The sequence below is a fragment of the Micromonospora sp. WMMD1155 genome, assembly GCF_029581275.1.
Classification (GTDB): Bacteria; Actinomycetota; Actinomycetes; order Mycobacteriales; family Micromonosporaceae; genus Micromonospora.
On the sequence record NZ_CP120742.1, the window covers coordinates 6,232,903 to 6,254,095 of the forward strand.

19 protein-coding genes and 1 riboswitch are annotated in these 21,193 nt (G+C 72.7%); of the genes, 13 read left to right on the forward strand and 6 right to left on the reverse strand.

The features are described from left to right. Positions 1 to 42: 42 nt before the first annotated feature. The 5 genes from O7617_RS28395 (at position 43) to O7617_RS28415 (ending at position 5,033) form a co-directional block, all read left to right on the forward strand. Positions 43 to 1,254 carry a cytochrome P450 gene (locus O7617_RS28395; protein ID WP_282259315.1) on the forward strand — a complete coding sequence of 404 codons (1,212 nt, stop codon included), beginning with the start codon at positions 43 to 45 and terminating at the stop codon, positions 1,252 to 1,254. 7 nt (positions 1,255 to 1,261) lie between these two features. Then, positions 1,262 to 2,248, forward strand: a complete 987-nt coding sequence (locus O7617_RS28400) for an alpha/beta hydrolase (protein ID WP_282259317.1) — start codon at positions 1,262 to 1,264, stop codon at positions 2,246 to 2,248. A gap of 34 nt (positions 2,249 to 2,282) precedes the next feature. After that, positions 2,283 to 3,374: an alpha-hydroxy acid oxidase gene (locus O7617_RS28405; protein WP_282264890.1), complete on the forward strand. Its 1,092-nt coding sequence runs from the start codon at positions 2,283 to 2,285 to the stop codon at positions 3,372 to 3,374. Between the two features lie 2 nt (positions 3,375 to 3,376). Continuing rightward, complete coding sequence (locus O7617_RS28410; RefSeq protein WP_282259319.1) at positions 3,377 to 4,705, forward strand: PLP-dependent aminotransferase family protein; 1,329 nt, start codon at positions 3,377 to 3,379, stop codon at positions 4,703 to 4,705. A gap of 67 nt (positions 4,706 to 4,772) precedes the next feature. Then, positions 4,773 to 5,033: a hypothetical protein gene (locus tag O7617_RS28415; protein ID WP_278142296.1), complete on the forward strand. Its 261-nt coding sequence runs from the start codon at positions 4,773 to 4,775 to the stop codon at positions 5,031 to 5,033. A gap of 120 nt (positions 5,034 to 5,153) precedes the next feature. Here O7617_RS28415 and O7617_RS28420 read toward each other — a convergent pair whose 3' ends face one another. The 5 genes from O7617_RS28420 to O7617_RS28440 all read right to left on the reverse strand — a co-directional run bounded on the left by O7617_RS28420 (position 5,154) and on the right by O7617_RS28440 (position 10,580). Continuing rightward, positions 5,154 to 6,590, reverse strand: a complete 1,437-nt coding sequence (locus tag O7617_RS28420; RefSeq protein WP_282259321.1) for a glycine hydroxymethyltransferase — start codon at positions 6,588 to 6,590, stop codon at positions 5,154 to 5,156. Between the two features lie 19 nt (positions 6,591 to 6,609). Beyond that, positions 6,610 to 6,699, reverse strand: a riboswitch (ZMP/ZTP riboswitch). 109 nt (positions 6,700 to 6,808) lie between these two features. Next, positions 6,809 to 7,309 (reverse strand): hemerythrin domain-containing protein, encoded by a 501-nt coding sequence (locus tag O7617_RS28425; RefSeq protein WP_282259323.1) that lies wholly within the window; start codon positions 7,307 to 7,309, stop codon positions 6,809 to 6,811. Between the two features lie 80 nt (positions 7,310 to 7,389). Continuing rightward, a complete protein-coding gene (locus O7617_RS28430) occupies positions 7,390 to 8,259 on the reverse strand; it encodes an NAD(P)H-hydrate dehydratase (RefSeq protein ID WP_282259324.1) in 870 nt (289 codons plus the stop codon). Further along, positions 8,243 to 8,974, reverse strand: a complete 732-nt coding sequence (locus O7617_RS28435; protein WP_282259326.1) for a histidine phosphatase family protein — start codon at positions 8,972 to 8,974, stop codon at positions 8,243 to 8,245. Before O7617_RS28435 ends, O7617_RS28430 begins: the two co-directional genes overlap by 17 nt. Positions 8,975 to 9,017: 43 nt before the next feature. Next, positions 9,018 to 10,580 (reverse strand): glycosyltransferase family 39 protein, encoded by a 1,563-nt coding sequence (locus tag O7617_RS28440; RefSeq protein WP_282259329.1) that lies wholly within the window; start codon positions 10,578 to 10,580, stop codon positions 9,018 to 9,020. A gap of 188 nt (positions 10,581 to 10,768) precedes the next feature. On the opposite strand from O7617_RS28440, the gene O7617_RS28445 reads away from it, so the two are divergent. The 4 genes from O7617_RS28445 to O7617_RS28460 all read left to right on the forward strand — a co-directional run bounded on the left by O7617_RS28445 (position 10,769) and on the right by O7617_RS28460 (position 15,068). Then, entirely contained in the window at positions 10,769 to 11,659 is an 891-nt protein-coding gene (locus O7617_RS28445; protein ID WP_282259330.1) for a glycosyltransferase, read from the forward strand. 23 nt (positions 11,660 to 11,682) lie between these two features. Beyond that, positions 11,683 to 12,657 (forward strand): NAD(P)-dependent oxidoreductase, encoded by a 975-nt coding sequence (locus O7617_RS28450; protein ID WP_282259331.1) that lies wholly within the window; start codon positions 11,683 to 11,685, stop codon positions 12,655 to 12,657. Positions 12,658 to 12,679: 22 nt separating this feature from the next. Beyond that, positions 12,680 to 13,984, forward strand: coding sequence for an acyltransferase (locus O7617_RS28455; protein WP_282259332.1), 1,305 nt, complete (start codon positions 12,680 to 12,682; stop codon positions 13,982 to 13,984). 112 nt (positions 13,985 to 14,096) lie between these two features. After that, entirely contained in the window at positions 14,097 to 15,068 is a 972-nt protein-coding gene (locus O7617_RS28460) for a DNA primase small subunit domain-containing protein (protein ID WP_282259333.1), read from the forward strand. Positions 15,069 to 15,074: 6 nt separating this feature from the next. Here O7617_RS28460 and O7617_RS28465 read toward each other — a convergent pair whose 3' ends face one another. Continuing rightward, positions 15,075 to 15,581 carry an Lrp/AsnC family transcriptional regulator gene (locus tag O7617_RS28465; RefSeq protein WP_282259334.1) on the reverse strand — a complete coding sequence of 169 codons (507 nt, stop codon included), beginning with the start codon at positions 15,579 to 15,581 and terminating at the stop codon, positions 15,075 to 15,077. A 106-nt stretch (positions 15,582 to 15,687) separates the two neighbouring features. On the opposite strand from O7617_RS28465, the gene pdhA reads away from it, so the two are divergent. The 4 genes from pdhA to O7617_RS28485 all read left to right on the forward strand — a co-directional run bounded on the left by pdhA (position 15,688) and on the right by O7617_RS28485 (position 21,170). Continuing rightward, a complete protein-coding gene (pdhA, locus tag O7617_RS28470; protein ID WP_282259335.1) occupies positions 15,688 to 16,854 on the forward strand; it encodes a pyruvate dehydrogenase (acetyl-transferring) E1 component subunit alpha in 1,167 nt (388 codons plus the stop codon). Further along, positions 16,851 to 17,855, forward strand: coding sequence for an alpha-ketoacid dehydrogenase subunit beta (locus O7617_RS28475; protein ID WP_282264891.1), 1,005 nt, complete (start codon positions 16,851 to 16,853; stop codon positions 17,853 to 17,855). Before pdhA ends, O7617_RS28475 begins: the two co-directional genes overlap by 4 nt. After that, positions 17,852 to 19,309, forward strand: a complete 1,458-nt coding sequence (locus O7617_RS28480) for a dihydrolipoamide acetyltransferase family protein (protein WP_282259336.1) — start codon at positions 17,852 to 17,854, stop codon at positions 19,307 to 19,309. Before O7617_RS28475 ends, O7617_RS28480 begins: the two co-directional genes overlap by 4 nt. A 181-nt stretch (positions 19,310 to 19,490) precedes the next feature. After that, positions 19,491 to 21,170, forward strand: a complete 1,680-nt coding sequence (locus O7617_RS28485) for a right-handed parallel beta-helix repeat-containing protein (RefSeq protein ID WP_282259337.1) — start codon at positions 19,491 to 19,493, stop codon at positions 21,168 to 21,170. The last annotated feature ends 23 nt before the right edge of the window (positions 21,171 to 21,193 follow it).

The following is a 21,193-nucleotide window of genomic DNA, read 5'->3' on the forward strand; positions in this document are numbered from 1 at the left end:
CCTCGCCGCCCCCGGCATCGACATCCTGGGGAGGAGAGCGTCGTGACGGTGCAGGAGTTGCTCACCGGTCTGTACAGCGAAGAGGGCCGACAGAATCCCTATCCGTGGTACGCCGAGCTGCACCGGCTCGGCCCGGTCAGCGCGGTGCCGCCCCGCGCCGAGCACCGGACGGTGGCGGCGGTGGCGGTCGGCTACGACGTGATCGACGAGGTGCTGCGCGATTCGGAGTGGACCAAACAGCCGCCGCCGGGCTGGCAGGAACAGGAGATCCTGCGCACCTTCCAGACGTCCATGATGTTCGTGAACCCGCCCGACCACACCCGGATGCGGCACGTGTTCTCCCGCACCTTCACCCCGCGTCGGCTGGGCGCGCTGGAACCGGTGATCGTGCGGGTCGTCGACGACCTGCTGGACCGGCTGGCCGACGCCGGGAACAGCGTGGTCGACTTCGTGGCGGACTTCGCGTACCCGATCCCGGCGCTGGTGATGGCCGAGTTCATCGGCATCCCGGCGGGGGAGTTGGCGTGGTACCGCGAGCGGGTGGACTGGATCGACGAGTTCCTCGACGTCGCCGGGAAGACCCCGCAGCGGTTGGCCGCCGCCAACACCGCGGCCGAGGAGCTGCGGGTCTTCTACCGGGAGCTGCTGGGGCACCGCCGCCGGGCGCCCGGTGACGACCTGCTCAGCGGGCTCGTGGAGGCCCTCGACTCGGGTGAGGTGGAGCTGACCGAGGACGAGCTGATCAGCAACCTGATCGTGCTGTTCAACGCCAGCTTCGTCACCACCGTCTACATGTTCAGCAACGGCCTGCCGCTGCTGTTGGCCCACCCGGAGACGGTCGCCGCGCTGCCCACCGACGAGAAGCTGGCCCAGGGCTGTGTGGACGAGGTGCTGCGGTTGGCGAGCCCGGTGCACTTCCTGGCCCGCGCCGCGCCGACGGACACCGAGCTGGCCGGCGTGCCGGTGGCCCGCGACGACAACGTGCTGATCATCATCGGGGCGGCGAACCGGGACCCGGCGCGGTTCCCCGATCCGGACGTCTTCGACCCGACCCGACCCGGCCCGCCGTCGCTGGCCTTCGGGGTGGGGCTGCACTTCTGTCTCGGCGCGGCGGTGTCCCGCCTGGAGGGGCGTCTCGCGCTGCCCCGCCTGTTCGCCCGGTTCCCGAGGCTGACGGTCACCGAGACGCCCACGTACAGCGGCAGCCTCTTCCTACGCGGCATCGACAAGTTGCTCGTCAGCACCGGCGGATAGGAGCGACATGGCAGTGCACCCGGAGGTGGCCGCGTACCGGGCGGCCCGCGCCGCGACCGGCACCCCGCCGCTGTACACGCAGACCCTGACCGAGGCCCGCGCCGCGGACCTGGCCGCGATCCGCGCGGGCACCGGCGCGGTCGAGCAGGTCGCCGAGGTACGCGACGAGCGCATCCCCGGCCCGGCCGGTGAGCTGCCGCTGCGGGTGTACCGGCCGACCGGGTCGGGTCCGCTGCCCACACTGCTGTACTTCTTCGGCGGCGGGTGGACGCTCGGCAGCGTCGACACCGCCGACGGCATCTGCCGACGACTGGCCAACGCCGTGCCCTGTCAGGTGATCACCGTCGGCTACCGGCTCGCGCCGGAGCACCCCTTCCCGGCGGCGGTGCACGACTGCCACGCGGCCACCCGCTGGGTCGCCGAACACGCCGACCGGCTGGGCGTGGACCCGGCCCGGCTGGCGGTGGGCGGCGACAGCGCCGGCGGGAACCTGGCCGCCGCCGTCACCCTGCTCTGCCGCGCCGACGGGCCGACCCTCGCCGCGCAGCTGCTGGTCTACCCGAACACCGACCAGACCGGCGATCCGGCCGACCCGGCCGACGGCGACCCGACGTTGTTCAACAGTCGGTCGGTGGCCTGGTACCGGACGCACTACCTGGCCGACCCGGCGCACGCCCGGGATCCGCTCGCGTCGCCGCTGCTCGCCGACGACCTGACCGGCCTGCCCCCGGCGCTGGTGGTCACCGCCGAGCTGGACCCGCTCTGCGCGCAAGGGCAGCGGTACGCGCAGCGACTGGACGCCGCCGGTGTGCCCACCCGGGTCGCGCACTACCCGGGGATGATCCACGGCTTCTTCGCCATGCCGGGCGTCTTCACCGACGGCCGTCGAGCGCAGGCGGACGCGGCGGCGTTCCTGCGGGAACGGTTCGGGCTGCCGTCGGGACGCGACGAGGTGGCCGACGGTGCGACCGGCACGGCGGTGGGCGGTGGCTGAGCCGCTGCTGACCGACGTGACGGCCGGTGAGCCGCTGCTGACCGAGCTGCCCGCCGTGACCCTCGCCGACTACGCCGAGCGGGCGAGGACGGTGTTGCCGCCCGACGTGTGGGACTACGTCGACGGCGGCAGCGCCGCCGAGGTGACGGTCGCGGCCAACCGGGCCGCGCTGGACCGGGTCGCCGTGCTGCCCCGGGTACTGCGCGGGGTGGACACCGTCGACCTGGGTACCCGGTTGCTCGGCCGCCCGTACGCCATGCCGGTCGGGGTGGCGCCGATGGCGTACCAGCGGTTGCTGCACCCGGACGGCGAGGTGGGCCTGGCCTCGGCGGCTCGCGCGGCCGGGATCCCGTACCTGGCGAGCACGCTGGGCAGCACACCCGTCGAACAGGTCACCGCCGTCGGCGCGGACGTGTGGTTCCAGCTCTACTGGCTGCGCGACCGGGTCCTCGTCGGTGATCTGCTGGCCCGGGTCGTCGCGGCCGGGTGCCGGGCCCTGGTGGTCACCGTGGACGTGCCGGTGCTCGGTCGGCGTCCCCGCGACCTGCGCAACGCGTTCCGGCTGCCGCCCGAGGTGGTGGCCGCGAACCTGCCCGAGGGCCGCGACGCCCTGGCGCACTCCGGCGCTCCGGGGGTGTCCGCGATCGCCGCGCACACCGCCGCCTCCTTCGCCCCGGCACTGCGCTGGGCGGACCTGGCCTGGCTGCGGGAGCAGGTCGACCTGCCGCTGGTGGTCAAGGGGGTGCTGGACCCCCGGGACGCGGTCGAGGCGGCCCGGGTCGGCGCGGACGCGGTGGTGGTGTCCAACCACGGTGGCCGGCAACTCGACGGCGCACCGGCCAGCGTCACCATGCTGCCGGAGGTCGTCGACGCCGTCGGTGACGACTGCCAGGTACTGCTGGACAGTGGCATCCGCGGCGGCACCGACGTGCTGCGGGCGCTCGCGCTGGGCGCCGCCGGGGTGCTGCTCGGCCGACCGCTGCTCTGGGCGCTGGCCGCCGACGGCGAACGCGGCGCGCGGGACGCGTTGGCGCTGCTCGCCGTCGAGCTGACCGACGCGCTCACCCTGGCCGGCTGCGCCGACCCGGCGGCGGCGGCCGACCTGCGGACACTCGGCGCGGGGTAGAGGTGACCGCCGCCGAGCCGGTCGACCTGACCGCCGCCGACCTGCACCCCGCGCTGGGCGACCCGGCGCTGACGTCGATGAACTTCCTCAACGAGGTGTCCGAGCGCTACCCGGCGGCGGTGTCCCTCGCGGCCGGGCGGCCGTACGAGGAGTTCTTCGACGTCGCGGCGGTGCACCGGCACCTGGACACGTTCCACCGGCACCTCACCGACGACCTGGGTCACCCGCCCGAGCAGGCCCGGCGACTGCTGCTGCAGTACGGCCGGACCAAGGGCGTCGTGCACCACCTGGTCGCCCGTAACCTCGCCGTGGACGAGGGGATCACCGTCGACCCGGAGGCCGTCGTGGTGACGGTCGGCTGCCAGGAGGCGATGTTCCTGGTGCTGCGGGCGCTGCGGACCGGCCCGGCGGACGTGCTGCTCGCCGTCGCACCGACCTACGTGGGCCTGACCGGGGCGGCCCGGCTGGTGGACCTGCCGGTGTGGCCGGTCGCCGGTGGACCGAACGGGGTGGACCTGGCCGACCTGTCGACCCAGGCGCGCCGGGCCCGCGCGGCGGGGCTGCGGCCACGCGCCTGTTACGTCATGCCGGACTTCGCCAACCCGTCCGGGGTCAGCATCTCCGCCCCGGACCGGCGGCGTCTGCTCACCCTCGCGGCCGAGGAGGACCTGCTGCTGCTGGAGGACAACCCGTACGGGCTGTTCCACGGCGACGACGGGCCGCGCCAGCCCACCCTGAAGGCGTTGGACACCGAACGGCGGGTCGTCTACCTCGGTTCGTTCGCCAAGACCGTGCTGCCCGGGGCGCGGGTCGGCTATGTGGTCGCCGACCAGCGGGTGGCCGGCCTGGACGGCAGCGTCGGCCCGCTCGCGGACCAGCTCGCCATGATCAAGAGCATGGTCACGGTGAACACGTCACCGATCGCGCAGGCGGTGATCGGTGGCCGACTGCTGGAGAACGGGTGCAGCCTGGTGCCGGCGAACACCCGGGAGCGCTGGGCGTACACCCGGAATCTGCGCCACCTGGTGACCGGGCTGCGCCGACGGTTCCCGGCCGGGACGCACGGCCCGGCGGCGGTGCGCTGGACGGTGCCGGCCGGCGGGTTCTTCGTGGTGGTGACGGTGCCGTTCCCGGTCGACGACGCGCTGCTGGACCGCTCGGCGCGCGACTACGGGGTGCTGTGGACGCCGATGGCGCACTTCTACGACGACACCGCCCCGGTGTGCGCACTGCGGCTGTCGGTCAGCGCGGTGACGCCGGCGCAGATCGACATCGGGTTGGACCGCCTCGCGGCGCTGATCACCGACGAGCTGGCCGCCCGGGCGGGTTGACACAGCGCGTTCATCGGATGGCAATGCGCGACGACCCGCGTGTCGGCGTCCTGGGTGGACGGTCATAATAGGCCGCATGGTTGCCTGGGAGTACGCCCTGCTCGTCCGCCGCTATCAGGGACAGGGCCGCAATTTCCATGTCTCGTTCGTCTGGTACGCGCCGGACGGGTCCCGTAAGGACATCACGGCCTTCGGGGACACCGCCATCGCGCACCTCAACCGCGCCGGCCGGGAGGGATGGGAGTTGGTCTCCGCCGCCGAGGACGTCAACAACGTCCAGGGCAGCACCGAAGTCCACCGCTACCACCTGAAACGCCCCATGGCCTGACCCCTACTACCCCCGTCGATCATGGAGTTGTGGTGGTGGACGACGTACGCCATCCACCCCGATTCGGGCACCACAACTCCATGATCGACGCGATCGGCCGGGGGTCGGCCCGGGGGTCGGTCAGGACAGGTCGATTCCGGGGTAGAGCGGGTGGGGGGCCAGCAGGTCGGTCGCCTGGCGGGAGATCTTGTCGGCCAGGGCCGGGTCGAGGGTGTACTTCGCCTTCGACGGGGTGCCGTCGGCGTTCGCGCCCGCGGTGGTCTGCGTGAGCACGGTGTGGATCAGCTCAGCGGTCTGGTCCATCTCGGCGGTGCCGAGGCCCCGGGTGGTCAGCGCCGGGGTGCCGATCCGGATGCCGGACGTGTACCACGCCCCGTTCGGGTCCTGCGGGACCGAGTTGCGGTTGGTGACGATGCCCGAGTCGAGGAGCGCCTGCTCGGCCTGCCGACCGGTGAGCCCGTAGCCGGACACGTCGATCAGCACGAGGTGGTTGTCGGTGCCACCGGTGACGAGCTTCGCGCCCCGGCGCGACAGCCCCTCGGCGAGGGCCTGCGCGTTGTCCACGATCCGCTGGGCGTAGTCGGCGAACTCGGGGCGACGGGCCTCCGCGAGGGCGACCGCCTTGGCGGCCATCACGTGCGGCAGCGGCCCGCCGAGCACCATCGGGCAGCCCCGGTCCACCTGGTCGGCCAGCTCCGGCTGGCAGAGCACCATGCCACCGCGCGGGCCGCGCAGCGACTTGTGGGTGGTGGTCGTGACGATGTGCGCGTGCGGCACCGGGTCGAAGTCGCCGGTGAACACCTTGCCCGCCACCAGGCCGGCGAAGTGCGCCATGTCGACCATGAAGGTCGCGCCGACCGAGTCGGCGATCTCGCGCAGGATCCGGAAGTTCACCTTCCGGGGGTACGCCGAGTAGCCGCCGACCAGGATCAGCGGCTTGAACTCGCGAGCCGCCTCGGCCACCCGGTCGTAGTCGATGAGGCCGGTCGCCGGGTCGGTGCCGTAGCTGCGCTGGTCGAACATCTTGCCGGAGATGTTCGGCCGGAAGCCGTGGGTGAGGTGACCGCCCGCGTCCAGCGACATGCCGAGCATCCGCTGGTTGCCCAGCTCGCGGCGCAGCGCGAACCAGTCCGCCTCGGTGAGGTCGTTGACCTGCCGGACCTGTGCCTTCTTCAGCGCCGGGGACTCCACCCGGTCGGCCAGCACCGCCCAGAACGCGACCAGGTTGGCGTCGATGCCGGAGTGCGGCTGCACGTACGCGTGCGCGGCGCCGAACAGCTCCCGGGCGTGTTCGGCGGCGAGCGCCTCGACGGTGTCCACGTTCTGGCAGCCGGCGTAGAAGCGACGGCCGACGGTGCCCTCGGCGTACTTGTCGCTGAACCAGTTGCCCATGGCCAGCAGGGTCGCCGGGGAGGCGTAGTTCTCGCTGGCGATGAGCTTCAGTGACTCCCGCTGGTCGGTCAGCTCGGCGCCGATGGCGTCGGCCACCCGGGGCTCGACCGCCCGGATCACCTCGAGGGCACTTCGGAATGCGGTGGACTCGGCGTTGCGCGACATGCGACCTCCAACAGACGTGCGGGAAGGCCCAGGCGCTCGGCAAACGTCCTCGTGACGGGGCCGCTCCCCGATGGTTCTCCATCCCCACGCGCCAGTAACGGCCCGCCTGCGATCCTACCGGGCCGACCGGAGCCGTCCCGGGCGACCTCCGGACGACACCCACCGAGGTACGACGAGGGCCCGGCACACCGCCGAGCCCTCGGTGTACGCGACCGCACTCAGGCGGTCATCGCGTCCATCGCCTTCTTGATCGCCTTCGGCTCGGTGGGGGTACGCGGGGCGTCCGCCCGCATCGCGATCATCTTCTCGCCGATCTCCTGGAGTTGCTTCCGCCCGAGCGCGTCGCGGACCTTCGGGAACCACTCCTCCTCTTCCTCCTCGACGTGGTGGGTGACGTTCTCGATGAGGACGGTGGTCTTGGCGTTGAACCGTTCGTCGGTGGCGTCCATCCGGGCCAGCTCGGCGCAGAGCACGTCGGCGACGTGGTGCTCCTCGTACGACTCGAGGATGTCGTCCTCCAGGTCGGGCAGCAGCCGGCGGATCTCCGGGTACATCACCTCGTTCTCCAGGTAGGTGTGCACCGTCAGGGCTTCGAGAATCTCGTTCACGAGCTTCTGCCGCCTGCTCGCCGGCCCCTCCTCCGCATCCTGGAAGGCCTTGAACAGTCGGCGCATCTCCTTGTGGTCCTCTTTGAGCAGGACGATCGCATCGGTCGACACGGGCATGACCTCCCTGGATCTCGGCTGGTGTGATTCCGGTACCCAGCAGGTCAAATGAGGAAACAGTGGATATCGGCTGATCAGACCATGGACAGCGTGCCGGGGATCTCGTCCAGCAGTTCCCGGGCGAGGAAGCCGATCCGGCCGTACCGGGGGATGAGCCGTTGACCGCTCACCGCGTGCGCGAACGAGCCCCAACAGGCGGCCTGCGCCGGGTCGGCACCCCGGGACAGCAACCCCGCCAACAACCCGGCGAGCACGTCCCCGCTGCCGGAGGTGCCCAGCCCGGCGTCACCGCTCTCCTCCCGCCAACCCCGCCCGTCCGGGGCGGCCACGTGCCCGTACAGGGACACGACCGCCTCGTAGCGCGCGGCCAACTCGGCCGCCTCGGCGTCCAGGTCGCCCCCCGGGTCCCGGCCGAGCAGGTGCGTCGCCTCGGTGAGGTTGGGCGTGAGCACCACCGGCCGTCCCGTCCCGACCAGCAGGTCCGGCGTGTGGCTGAGGGCACCGAGGGCGTACGCGTCGAGCACCAGCGACGTCTGCGGGCGGGCCGCGTCCAGGACCAGGCTCAACAGGCGCCTGGTCTCGTCGATCGCCTTCAGCCCGGGGCCGAGGGCCACCACGTCCGCCTCGGCCACCAGCTCACCGAGTTGACCGTCCCGGTCGGCGGCGACCGCCCCGTCGGCGGTCTCCGGCAACCCGACCACCAGTGCCTCCGGCACCTGGATGCTCAGCGTGGCGGCGGTGGACTCGGCGGCGGCGAGCTGCAGCACCCCGGCGCCGGCGCGCAGCGCGGCCACCCCGGCGAGGAGCACCGCGCCGGGGGTGAAGCGGGAGCCGCCGACGACCAGGACGGTGCCGCGACTCTCCTTGCCCCCGGCCGGCACCGGCAGTGCCCAGTCCCGCAGCAGCCCCGGCGTGATCACCTTCACCTCAGACCGGCTCGGCATGGATCTCGTCCTCCCTGGTCGGCTGCGCGCCCTGCCGGTGCAGGTGGCCGACCTCGTTGAACCCGCCCAGTGTCAGCCGACCCTGGGCGTCGGCGGACCAGTCGGTGATGGAGCAGTTCGCGATCACGTGCTCGCGGGTCAGCGCCATCAGCTCCGCCTCGGTCAGCCCCTCCACCAGGTAGCGCAGCAGGAAGACCAGCGCGTCGTGGCCGAAGAGCAGGACCCGTCGGCCCTCGTGGTCCCGGCGCAGATCGCCGAGCAGCGTCCGTAGTCGCAGCGCCACGTCGGTCCAGGACTCCCCGCCCGGTGGCCGGTAGTAGAACTTGCCGAGCCGGGCCCGGCGCTCCGCCTCGTCCGGGTACCGGCGGCGCACCCCGTGCCCGGTCAGGCCGTCGAGGATGCCCAGCTCCCGGTCGCGCAGCCGCTCGTCCCGGCTGACCGGCACCCCGGTGCCGTGCAGCGCCAGCTCGCAGGTCGTGAGCGCCCGCAGGTACGGCGAGACCACCGCGACGTCCGGCCGGCGGTCCGGAGGCAGCTCGGCCAGCCAGCGGCCGGTGGCCCGGGCCTGCTCCTCGCCGGTGGGGGAGAGCGGCACGTCGGCGTCGCGGTGACTGAGCCCGATCAGCTCCTCGCCGGACGCCTCGGCCTGGGTGGCCGCCACGTTCGCGGTGCTCTCACCGTGTCTGATGATCCAGAGAGTCGCCAGTTCCGCCATGCCGACCCCCTACCCGGGCGCCGACGGCGGTAACCGTGCCCGCTCACCCCCGGCGTTGCAGCAGGGCGACGGTCAGCCCGGTCACCTTGGTCACCCGGACCACGTCGTAACGCTCGGTGAGCGCCGCGGCCTGCTTCTTCGGCAGCGCCTTCAACGGCTCGTCGGTGCGTACCGGCAGCAGCACCCAGATGCGCGGCTCGTCCCGCAGACACGTCGCCGGGTTGCCGCAGTCGGTGCCGAACAGCTCGTTGCTCTTCGCCGCCGACCGCTGCCGGAAGACGTTGCGCGGCGATACGTCCGCCGGGAGGTAGTAGCGCACCCCGACCTCGTGCATCCACCACCACGGGGCCCCCGCGACGAGCCCGTCGCCGGGCTGGTAGCCCGCCTCGATGACCTCGGCGGCCTCCGTGTAGGACAACGGCTGGAAAGCCCGTGCCTGCGGGTACGTGTACCAGCCGTGCGAGTACTCGGCGCGCATGGCGAGCTGACCGGGCACCGACAGCGCGGCGACCACGACGAGCGCCACCGCGATCAGCGGGGTACGACGCAGCGCGGCGAGCCCCGCGCCGGCGAGCACCGCCCAGGCCGGCATCAGGAACAGCAGGTACTTGGAGAAGAAGTAGTTGATGTCGCCGGTGGCGGCCACCAGGATCACCGGCACCGGCAGCGCGGCGATCAGCGCCGCGCTCAGCGTCCGGGTCACGGTGTCCCGGCCCAGGTGGGTCAGCAGACCCAGCACGGCCAGCGCGGTCACCGCGACGGCGATCAGCGTCGAACCGTAGACCTGCTCCCAGACGGTCCAGGGCGAGCTGTCCGGGATCCAGCTGATCTGCCGGCCCGCCTGCTTCATCCCGCGTAGGAGCACCGGCGCGGCGATGGCCGCCCCGGCGGCGGTGGCGAGGGTGAACCAGGCCACCGACCACCAGCGGCGCTCCCGCCGGCAGTGGATCAGGACGGCCACCCCGTGCCCGAGCAGCATGGTCAGCGCGACGACGTTGACCAGGCCGGTGCCGGCCACCGCGAGCGCGTACGCCGCCCACCGCAGGAACCCCGGCCGCTCCAGCGCGCGGAGCAGGAACAGCGTCGCCGCGGCGGCGCCGAGGACGACGAACGCGTACGAACGGGTCTCCTGCCCGAATCGCGTGACGGTGGGCAGCAGGGCGAAGACGAACCCGGCGGCGACACCCGTGCGGTGGTCGAACAGCCGCCGTCCGGTCAGCGCCACGCAGGCCGTGGCCAGGACCATCGCCAGCACCGACGGCAGCCGCACCGCGGCCGGCCCGGTGCCGAACAGCGTCGTCCAGCCGTGCATGAAGAGGTAGTAGGCCCCGTGCACGGCGTCGACGTTCGCCAGCATGCCCAGGATCTGCCCGGTGGAGCGGGTCGCCACGTCGATGGTGACCAACTCGTCGTGCCACATCTCCGGACCGCCGAGTCGCCAGCCGACCGCGAGCGCGGCGAACGCCGTCGGCCAGAACCAGACGCTTCGCGCCACCTGGCGGGCGAGCCGCAGCGGCCGGGGGTCGGGCACGGCGGCGGGCGGGGGCGTACCCCCGGCGGTGGGCTGCGCGGGCTGCGCGTCCGTGGCGACGGCGCGGTCTGACATCGGCGTCCGATCCGGGGGGCGGGCGGTACGGGGCGCGACGATGATAGCGCTCGCCCACCTCGGCGGCGGACCGTCGTCGGTGTGGGCGCGGTGTCCGGTTCGGCGGTGCTCGATCGTGGGTCGGAGCCTGATAATGTGGCCGCGCCTGTCGAGCACTTCCACCACGCACAGTGAGGTTCCCCGACCTGATGATTGTCGACATCATGCTGCCGTACTACGGAAGCGTGCCTCTCATGCAGGCGGCGGTGCGCAGTGTGATGGCGCAGAGTGACAGTGGTTGGCGTCTCACCGTGGTCGACGACGGCACCGAACCGGGGGTGCCCGAGTGGTTCGCCGGCATCGACGACGAGCGGGTGCGGTACCAGCGCAACGAGCGCAACCTCGGGGTCACCGGCAACTACCGCAAGTGCGTCGGCCTCGCCGAGCACGAGTACCTGGTGATGATGGGCACCGACGACATCATGCACCCCAACTACGTCGCCACCGTGCGGTCGGTGATCGAGCAGTACCCGGGCGTGTGCATGATCCAGCCGGGCGTCGAGGTCATCGACGCCGAGGGCACGGTCGTCAACACGATGGTCGACGAGGCCAAGCGGCGGCTCTACGCCCCCCGGGTCGACTCCCGCGAGCTGATGGGCGGTGAGGACCTGGCGGCCAGCCTGCTGCGCGGCTGTTGGTTCTACTTCCCGTCGATCTGCTGGCGCACCGACGCGCTCAAGGCCGTCGACTTCCGCGACGAGTTCCAGGTCATCCAGGACCTGGCCCTGGTGATCGACCTGATCCAGCGCGGCGAGCAGATGGCCGTCGACAACACCCTGTGCTTCCAGTACCGGCGGCACGCGGTCAGCAAGTCCGCCGCCGACGCGGTCAACGGCTCCCGGTTCACCGAGGCGCGGGCGTACTTCGTCGATGTCGCCCGGCGGATGGACGAGCACGGTTGGCCCCGGGCGGCGCGGGCGGCCCGGCACTACATGTCGTCGCGGCTGCACGCCATCACCCTGCTGCCGACGGCGGTCCTCTCCGGCAAGATGGCCGGCGTACGCAGCCTGTCCCGGCACGCGTTCGGGCCGGGCCGATGACCGACGACAGCCCGGGAGGCGCCATGACGATCGCTCCACGACCCCCGGCGGACGACGCCCGGCAGCCACTGCGGGTGACCGTGCTGGGTGGCACCGGTTTCCTGGGTGACCCGATCTGCCGCGCGCTGGCCGACCAGGGCCACACCGTGGTCGCCGTCGCGCGCACCCCGAAGACCATCGGCGCGGGGGTGCGGGTCCGCGCACTGGACCTGGCCGCCGCCGACGTCGACGAGATCACCGAGATGCTGCGGGACCTCGACCCGCACGTGGTGATCAACGCGGCGGGCGGGATGTGGGGTCTGAGCGAGGAGCAGATGCTCGCGGTCAACGTCACCCTGGTCGAGCGCCTGATCGAGGCCGCCGGCCGGTTGCCGCGGCGGATCCGGGTGGTCCAGCTGGGCAGCGTGCACGAGTACGGGCTGGTCCCGGTCGACACCTCGATGCCGGAGGGCCTGCCCCCCGCGCCGGTGATGGCGTACGGCGGGTTCAAGGTGCGCTGCACCACCGCGCTCACCGAGGCGCACCGGCAGGGCCTGGTCGAGAGCGTCACGCTGCGGGTCGGCAACGTGATCGGCGCCGGTCAGCCCGGGCACAGCCTGCTCGGCGTGGTCGCGGGTCGACTGCGCGACGCGCAGCGGGCCGGTGAGCGGGCCCGGTTGGAGTTGGCTCCGCTCGGCTCCCGGCGCGATTTCGTCGGCCTCAGCGACGTCGTCTCCGCCGTGCTGCTGGCCGTGACCCGCCCCGACGCGGGCGGCCGCGTGATCAACATCGGCCGGGGGGTGGCGGCCAGCGCGCGTGATATGGTCCAGCTCCTCATCGACGTCAGCGAGGTGCCGACCGACCTGGTCGAGGCCGAGCACACCGGCCCCGCCGAGACCACCTGGCAGCGGCTCGACGTCGGGCTGGCCGCCGAGCTGCTCGGCTGGTCGCCGAGCGACGATCTGCACACCGAGATGAAGCAGTTGTGGGAGCACGCCGGCGCCGAGGTGCCCGCCTGATGGTCGAGAGGTTCCTGGCCGCATGACTACCCCCGCCCTCCTGCGATCCCGTGGCACGCTGGCCGATCTGCTCTCCGGCCGCAGCAACGGCATCGGGCTGATCCGACTCTGCCTCGCCGTCGGCGTCGTGCTGTCGCACTCCAAGCCGCTCGGCTTCGGGGCCAGCGACCTCGGCTACCACCTCACCGGTCGGCAGACCAACGTCGGCACCATGGCCGTCTACGGCTTCTTCGTCCTGTCCGGCCTGCTGATCACCCGCAGCGCCCGGCGTACCGGCCTGATCCGCTACGCCTGGCACCGGGCCCTGCGCATCTTCCCCGGTCTGTGGGTCTGCCTGCTGATCACCGCGCTGGTGGTCGCCCCGCTCGTCGCGCTGCGCGAGCACGGCAGCACGGCCGGCTTCTTCGACGACCCCTGGGAGCCCGGCGGTCCGCTCGCCTACCTGCAGGCCAACTGGTGGACCGGCGTTCGCCAGTACGGCATCCACGATCTGCTCCGGGACACCACCCCGTGGGGCGACAAGAGCAACTCCAGCGTCTTCAACGGCGCCCTCTGGTCGCTCAAGTACGAGATGTTCTGCTACGTCGTGGTGGGTGTGCTCGCCGCGACGGCGGTGCTGCGCAACGCCCGCCGGTTCGTGCTGTTCCTGACCGTCGCGCTCTACCTGAGCATCCTGCAGGACTGGGTGAGCTCCGGGCAGTTCAGCGGCCCGGTGTCGACGGCGAGCTGGTCGTTCACCTCGCCCCTGGTGGGCGGCATGAGCTTCCACTACATCGTCTACCTGGGCTTCCTCTTCGCCTTCGGCGCCACCCTGGATCTCTACCGGGAGCGGGTGCCGATCAACGACGCGCTGGGCATCGGCTCGGCGGTGGCGCTCGGGCTGTCGCTGCTGTTCGGCGGCTTCTTCGTCATCGGTCTGCCGGCGTTCGCGTACCTGCTGGTCTGGCTGTCGGTGCGGATGCCGCGCCAGTTGCACTGGGTGGGCCGTAAGAACGACTACTCGTACGGCATCTACATCTACGGCTTCGTCTTCCAGCAGGTGATGGCGAGTCTCGGCTGGAGCCGTTGGGGCTACGTGCCGTTCGCCGCGATGTCGGTGGCCGCCGCCTTCGCCGCCGCGTTCGTCTCCTGGAAGCTGGTCGAGCGACCGGCGCTGCGGTTGAAGGACTGGACGCCGGGCTTCGTGGCCCGCCGGTCCACTCCGGCGGTGCCGCCGGAGCAGCAGACCGCCGTCGCCGAGGAGCCACCCGGGACGCCGCCCACCCAGGTCGGCGGCCCGACGCAGGAACTCCCGCAGCAACCCGCCACGCTGGTCCCCGGCCGCTAGCCCGGCCGGGGCAACCCGTCCGCCACGCTGGTCGGCGGACGGTGGCCCGTCCGCCACGCTGTCTGCGGGCGGTGGCCCGCCCGTCACGCCCCCGCGTCGTACTCTCGGGGGCGTGGCCACGGCGGCGGAGGAGATCCGGGTGGGGGAGCGGCTGGTCCGCGTCTCCAGCCCCGACAAGCCCTACTTCCCGGAGCGAGGGCTGACCAAGCTGGACGTGGTCCGCTACTTCCTGGCGGTGGGCGACGGCATCCTGCGCGCGCTGCGGGACCGCCCGACGATGCTGGAACGCTGGCCGCGCGGTGTCTTCGAGGGAGCGACGATCGCCACCCGGCAGACCAACCGGGGCGACGCGTTCTACCAGAAACGGCTGCCGGCGGGCGCGCCCGAGTGGGTGCGCACCGCCCACATCACGTTCCCCAGTGGCCGCACCGCCGACGAGATCGCACCGAGCGAGCTGGCGGTGGTGATCTGGGCCGCCAACCTGGGCACGCTGCGGTTCCACCCGTGGCCGGTCAGCGCCGCCGACGTGGAGCGCCCCGACCAGCTCCGCATCGACCTCGACCCGTTGCCCGGCGTCGGCTTCGAGCAGGTCGTGCCGGTGGCTCGGGAGGTCCGTGCCTTCCTCGCCGAGTTGGGGATGACCGGCTATCCGAAGACCACCGGCGGGCGGGGTCTGCACATCTACCTGTCGATCGAGCCGCGGTGGGGCTTCGGTGAGTGCCGCCGCGCGGTGCTCGCGTTGGGCCGGGAGATGCAGCGCCGGTTGCCGGAGCTGGTCACCACCACCTGGTGGCGCGACCAGCGGGACCGGCCGGTCTTCGTGGACTACAACCAGATGTCGCGCGACCACACGATGGCCTCGGCGTACTCCATCCGCCCCACGCCCCGGGCGCTGGTGTCGGCCCCGTTGGAGTGGGCCGAGCTGGACGACGCCCGACCGGAGGACTTCGACGTGCTGTCCGTGCCGGCCCGCTTCGCCGAGCGCGGTGACCCGCACGCCGGCCTGGACGGCGACCGGCACTCGTTGGAGCCGCTGCTGGAGCTGGCCGAACGGGACGGGCTGGAGGCCCCTCCCGTTCGGTGAGCCGGGTCAGGCCCACGGGCTGCCCGCCCCGTCGAACTCCTCGAACACCAGCCAGGTGCGGGTGGACAGCACCCCGGGAATGCTCTGCACCCGGCCCAGCACCACGTCGCGCAGTGCGGCGTTGTCCGGCGCGCGGACCAGCGCGAGGACGTCGTGGTCGCCGCCGAGCAGCGCGGCGTGCTCGATGTAGCGCACCCGGGCCAGCTCGGCGGACACCTCGCGCCAGGTGTTCTGCTCGATCGTCAAGGCGATGTACGCCGAGGTGCCCAGCCCGGCCGCCTCGGGCGCCACCTGGGCCCGGAACCCGGTGATCACCCCGTCGCGCAGGAGCCGCTCCACCCGCGCGTACGCGTTGGTGCGGGAGATGTGGATCCGCTCGGCGAGGGTCCGCACCGACGTGCGGCCGTCCCGGACCAGCTCGTCGAGGATCCGTCGATCCACCTCGTCCAGGCCTCGGGCCGATCGTCCCGATCCCGCCGCCCGGCCCGCTCCGTCGGCGGTCTCCTGGCTCACTGTCGGCCCCTCTGCATGCCAACCGTCCCGCCTTCCGCGTGGATCTTGAGTCAATCATCCGACAGGCGGAAGCATAGGCCCACCACACGTCCCAGGAGGTTCCGCCGTGACGACCACTCCCCAGGCGGTCCGCAGGGCATCCCCGCGCACCCGTCGGGCGGCCACCCCGCCCGACCCGGCGCGTCCGCTGCTGCCGAACACCGAGCCGGTCCGCCTGCTCGACCCGACCGGCACGCCGCTGCCCGCCCGCACCGACTACCCGGAGCCGCCCGTCGAGGTGCTGCGCGAGCTGTACCGCCGGATGGTGCTCGGCCGCCGCTTCGACACCCAGGCCACGGCCCTGACCAAGCAGGGTCGCCTGGCCGTCTACCCGTCCTCGCGGGGCCAGGAGGCGTGCCAGGTCGGCGCGGTCCTCGCGGTCCGCGACACCGACTGGGTCTTCCCCACCTACCGCGAGTCGATGGCTCTGGTTGCCCGGGGCATCGACCCGGTCGAGGTGCTCACCCTGCTACGCGGCGACTGGCACTGCGGCTACGACCCGACCGAGGTACGCACCGCGCCGCAGTGCACCCCGCTCGCCACCCAGTGCGTGCACGCCGCCGGGCTGGCGCACGGCGAGGCGTACCAGGGGCGCGACACGGTGGCGTTGGCCTTCATCGGTGACGGCGCGACCAGCGAGGGCGACTTCCACGAGGGGATCAACTTCGCCGCCGTGTTCCAGGCGCCGGTCGTCTACTTCGTGCAGAACAACAGGTACGCGATCAGCGTCCCGCTGTCCCGGCAGACCGCCGCGCCGTCGCTGGCGTACAAGGGTGTCGGCTACGGCGTACCGAGCGAGCAGGTCGACGGCAACGACCCGGTCGCGGTGCTCGCCGTGCTCACCCGCGCGGTCGCGCACGCCCGCGCCGGCAACGGTCCGTTCCTGGTCGAGGCGCACACCTACCGGATGGAACCGCACACCAACGCCGACGACGCCAGCCGCTACCGCGACGGCGCCGAGGTCGACGCCTGGCGCGACCGGGACCCGCTCGCCCGCCTGGAGACCTACCTGCGGGCCCGCGGCGTCCTCGACGACGCGGCCGTCGCCGAGGTCGCCGAGCAGGCCGAGGCGTACGCGGCGGACCTGCGGGCGCGGATGAACGAGCAGCCGACCGTCGACCCGCTGAGCCTCTTCGACCACGTGTACGCCGAGCCCACGCCACAACTGGTCGAACAGCGCGAGCAGGTCCGCGCCGAGCTGGCCGCCGCCCGCGACGAGGAGGGTGACGCCTGATGGCCACCACCATGGCGAAGGCGCTCAACACCGCGCTCGCCGACGCCCTCGCCGCCGACGACCGGGTCGTCGTCTTCGGTGAGGACGTCGGTCAACTCGGCGGCGTCTTCCGGATCACCGACGGCCTGCAGGCCCGCTTCGGCGAGGACCGCTGCTTCGACACCCCGCTCGCCGAGGCCGGCATCGTCGGCTTCGCCGTCGGCCTGGCCATGTCCGGGCTGCGGCCGGTCGTCGAGATGCAGTTCGACGCGTTCGCGTACCCGGCGTTCGAGCAGATCGCCTCGCACGTGGCGAAGCTGCGCAACCGCACCCGGGGCGCGTTGAGCGTGCCGATCGTCATCCGGGTGCCGTACGCCGGTGGCATCGGCGGGGTCGAGCACCACTGCGACTCGTCCGAGGCGTACTACGCGCACACCCCGGGACTGAAGGTGGTCACCCCGGCCACCGTCGAGGACGCGTACTCCCTGCTGCGCGAGGCGATCGACGACCCCGACCCGGTGGTCTTCATGGAGCCCAAGAAGCTCTACTTCGCCAGCGCCGACGCGGAGCTGCCCGCGCGTGCCGAGCCGTTCGGGAAGGCCGTCGTGCGTCGCCCCGGGCGCGACGCCACCCTCGTCGCGTACGGGCCGGCGGTGCCGGTCGCGCTGGAGGCCGCCGAGGCCGCCCGTGAGGAGGGCTGGGACCTGGAGGTGGTCGACGTGCGCACCATCGTGCCGTTCGACGACGCCACCATCGCCGCCTCGGTGCGGCGTACCGGCCGCTGCGTGGTGATCCAGGAGGCGCCCGGCTTCGCGGGCGTCGGCGCGGAGATCGCCGCCCGGGTGCAGGAGCGCTGCTTCCACGCGTTGCACGCCCCGGTGCTGCGGGTGGCCGGGCTGGACATCCCGTACCCGGCGCCGATGCTGGAGCACACCCACCTGCCCGGCGTGGACCGGGTGCTCGACGCGGTGGCCCGCCTGCAGTGGGACGACCAGCCGGACGCGCGTTGGGCGGCGGCATGACCACCGTCGAACGGACCCAGGTCTTCCTCCTGCCCGACCTGGGCGAGGGGCTGAGCGAGGCCGAGATCGTCGAGTGGCGGGTCGCCGTGGGCGACGTGGTCACCGTCGACCAGAGCGTGGTCGAGGTGGAGACCGCCAAGGCGGTCGTGGACGTGCCCTGCCCGTACGCCGGTCGGGTGGTCACCCTGCACGGCGCGGCCGGTGAGGTACGCCCCGTCGGCCAGCCGCTGATCACCATCGCGCCGCTGGACGGCGGCGACGAGCCGGCCGGGCACGCCACCTACCGCGAGGAGGAGCGGGCCGGCTCCGGCAACGTCCTGATCGGGTACGGCACCGGCCACGGCGGCGCCACCCGCCGTCGACGTCGCCCTCGGCTGGCCCTCGCCCCCGAGCCGGTCGACGTCGGCCCGGCGGACCCGTCCCGGTCCGACACTGTCGGGTCCGACGCCGCCGGATCTGACGGCTCCCGGTCCGACACGGCCTGGTCCGACACGGCCGGGTCCGACGGCGGGCCGACGGCCGGTCGTACCTCCGCCGGAGACGCCGCGTCCGGCGGCCCGGCGCGATCGACGGCCGCCCTGGTCATCTCGCCGATCGTGCGTCGGTTGGCCCGTGAGCGCGGCATCGACCTCGCCACCGTGCGGGGCACCGGGCCCGGGGGCGTGATCCGCCGCGCCGACGTGGAGGCCGCGCTGACCGTGCCCGCCGCCCGGCTCGCCGCCGTCCCGGACCCGCACGTCGCCCTCGCACCGACCGGGGACGGTGACGTGATCGTCCCCCTCACCGGCGTCCGCAAGGCGATCGCCGACAAGCTCTCCCGCAGCCGGCGGGAGATCCCCGAGGTGACCATCTGGGTCGACGTGGACGCCACCGGTCTGCTGGAGACCCGCGCGGCGATCAACGCTGCCACCCCGGACGCGCCGGTGAGCATCCTGGCGCTGCTGGCCCGGATCTGCCTCAGCGGGCTACGCCGGTTCCCGCAGCTCAACGCCCGCGTCGACACGGAGGGGCAGAGGATCGTCCAGTCCGCCGGGGTGCACCTCGGCATCGCCGCGCAGACCGACCGGGGTCTGCTGGTGCCGGTGCTGCGCGACGCCCAACGGCTCACCACCGCCGAGCTGGCCGCCGAACTGGCGGCGACCACCGCCGCCGCACGCGCCGGCAGCCTGCCCCCGGCCCGCCTGACCGGCGGCACCTTCACCCTGAACAACTACGGGGTGTTCGGCGTCGACGGCTCCACCCCGATCATCAACCACCCGGAGGCGGCCCTGCTCGGGGTCGGACGGATCGTGGACAAGCCGTGGGTGGTCGACGGGCAGCTCGCCGTCCGCAAGGTGACCCAGCTCAGCCTCACCTTCGACCACCGGGTCTGCGACGGCGGGGTGGCCGGTGGCTTCCTGCGGCACGTCGCCGACTGCGTGGAGCGCCCGGCGCTGCTGATCGCCGCCGTCTGACGCGTACCCCCAAGGTCCCGGCGTCGCCCGTGCGGCGCCGGGACCGACGCACGTCCGGGCCCACGGCGCGGCGATCGGGCCGCTCTCTCCCGACGGTGTCGTCCGGGCCGGGTTTCCCGGCCGCCGCATCGGGAAGTCGGCCCCGCCGGAGCGCACCGACCGCGTCGAAGGGAGCCGGCCCGTGGCGAACGAGCTGATACTCAACTCGGTCCGGGTGCGCCGGCCCGCCGCGGCCGGCGCGCCGCTCTACTGCGACGCGCTGGAGTACGGGCTGACCGGTGACGGCTCGACGAACGACCAGCCGGCGTTGGCCGCCCTCGTGGACCGCCTGGGCGCCGGCTACGCCTCGGACGGGCGGGCCCGGGTCATCTACTGCCCGCCGGGCATCTACTCGATCCGGGACGCGGGCACGGTGTGGCGCAGCGGCGTGTCGCTGATCGGTGCCGGTCCGGCGGCGACCCGGTTCATGCTCAGCAACGAGGGCAACCGGGCCGACCCGACCCCGTTGGCGTTCTGGACCACAGTGCAGCACGGTGCCGACCGGGACCGGCACATCGCCGACTGCACCTTCGCCGACTTCCAGATCGACGGCTCGGGCGTGGCGATGGCCGAGTACAACTACCTGGCCAAGGGCCTCGGCCTGCAATACGTGGTGCGCGGCGTGTTCCGCAACCTCTACATCCACCACACCGCCGCCACCGGGTTGGGCTGCGACTTCCTCCAGGACTCGCTCATCGACGGTGTGGTGGTGGTGGGCTGCGGCCGCCTGGACAACGGCGAGCAGATCGGCGGCGCCGGCATCGGGGTCGGTATCGGCGGGTGGGGCACGATGGAACGCCTGACCATCGCCAACTGCACCGCCCTGGCCAACGGCACCAACGGCATCTTCCTGGAGTTGCAGAAGGACTACTGGGAACCACCGCGCGGCTACCGCATCGTCGGCTGCCACAGTCAGGGCAACCGGTTCGGCATCTCCGACTGGGGCGCCGACGGTCTGATCGTCTCCGCCTGCACCATGACCGGCAACCTGGAGACCGGCTTCGACGTGTCGGCGCAGGGCACCGCTGCCGTCGCCGGGCGGGGCGGGCTGCTCACCGACTGCGTCATCGACGCGAACCTGCGCGACGGCGTCAGCATCGGCAACAGCCCCGGCCCGTACACCGTGCGGGGCAACCGGATCAGCGGCAACGGTCGGCACGGCTACCACGCGCAGAACCTCGGACGCGGCTACCAGGGCACGATCCGGGACGTGGTGATCGAGAGCAACGAACTCTGGGGCAACGGGTTGGACGCGGTCCGGATCGACCACCAGATGAGCGACGCGGTGCTGCTCAACAACCGGATCCGCAACAACGGCCGGCAGTACGCGCAGGGCGCCGGCGGTGCCGGCGACGCCGTCCGCTACAGCGAGCGGACACTCGTTGACCGGTCGGCCACCTGGCCGCACGACGGCCACCGGGGCAAGGTCCTGCGGGTCGGGCAGGCCGTCGCCATGGTCGCCGCCAACAGCGGCGACGAACTCATGCTCGCCCCGGTCCGCCCGGACGCGTTCACCGCGTGGAGCGGGGACGTGCCGCCGCCCGGGTGCGGGTACGAGCTGGCCCCCGCGCCGCACCGACGGGCCGGTGTCACGATCGACGCGCCGTTCGACTCGGCCACCATCCGCGGCAACCGGATCTGGGACAACCACGACAACCAGACCCAGACCCACGGGCTCTGGATCACCGAGCGCGGCAGTTGTGTGGACTGCCGGGTCGAGGACAACGACCTCGCCGGCAACGCCGACGAGGGGATGCGGCTGGACACCCCACCGGTGGGTGGACGCTGGCGGGACAACCACGTCGACAGCGACTGGAGCTGAGCGACGGATTCCCGCGTCCGGCG

Bases quoted from the DNA above. Each gene is read 5' to 3' on its own strand.
- O7617_RS28400 (WP_282259317.1), top strand. From the start codon at position 1,262: ATGGCAGTGCACCCGGAGGTGGCCGCGTACCGGGCGGCCCGCGCCGCG.
- O7617_RS28420 (WP_282259321.1), bottom strand. From the start codon at position 6,590: ATGTCGCGCAACGCCGAGTCCACCGCATTCCGAAGTGCCCTCGAGGTG.
- O7617_RS28430 (WP_282259324.1), bottom strand. From the start codon at position 8,259: ATGCCGAGCCGGTCTGAGGTGAAGGTGATCACGCCGGGGCTGCTGCGG.
- O7617_RS28435 (WP_282259326.1), bottom strand. From the start codon at position 8,974: ATGGCGGAACTGGCGACTCTCTGGATCATCAGACACGGTGAGAGCACC.
- O7617_RS28440 (WP_282259329.1), bottom strand. From the start codon at position 10,580: ATGTCAGACCGCGCCGTCGCCACGGACGCGCAGCCCGCGCAGCCCACC.
- O7617_RS28445 (WP_282259330.1), top strand. From the start codon at position 10,769: ATGATTGTCGACATCATGCTGCCGTACTACGGAAGCGTGCCTCTCATG.
- O7617_RS28450 (WP_282259331.1), top strand. From the start codon at position 11,683: ATGACGATCGCTCCACGACCCCCGGCGGACGACGCCCGGCAGCCACTG.
- O7617_RS28455 (WP_282259332.1), top strand. From the start codon at position 12,680: ATGACTACCCCCGCCCTCCTGCGATCCCGTGGCACGCTGGCCGATCTG.
- O7617_RS28480 (WP_282259336.1), top strand. From the start codon at position 17,852: ATGACCACCGTCGAACGGACCCAGGTCTTCCTCCTGCCCGACCTGGGC.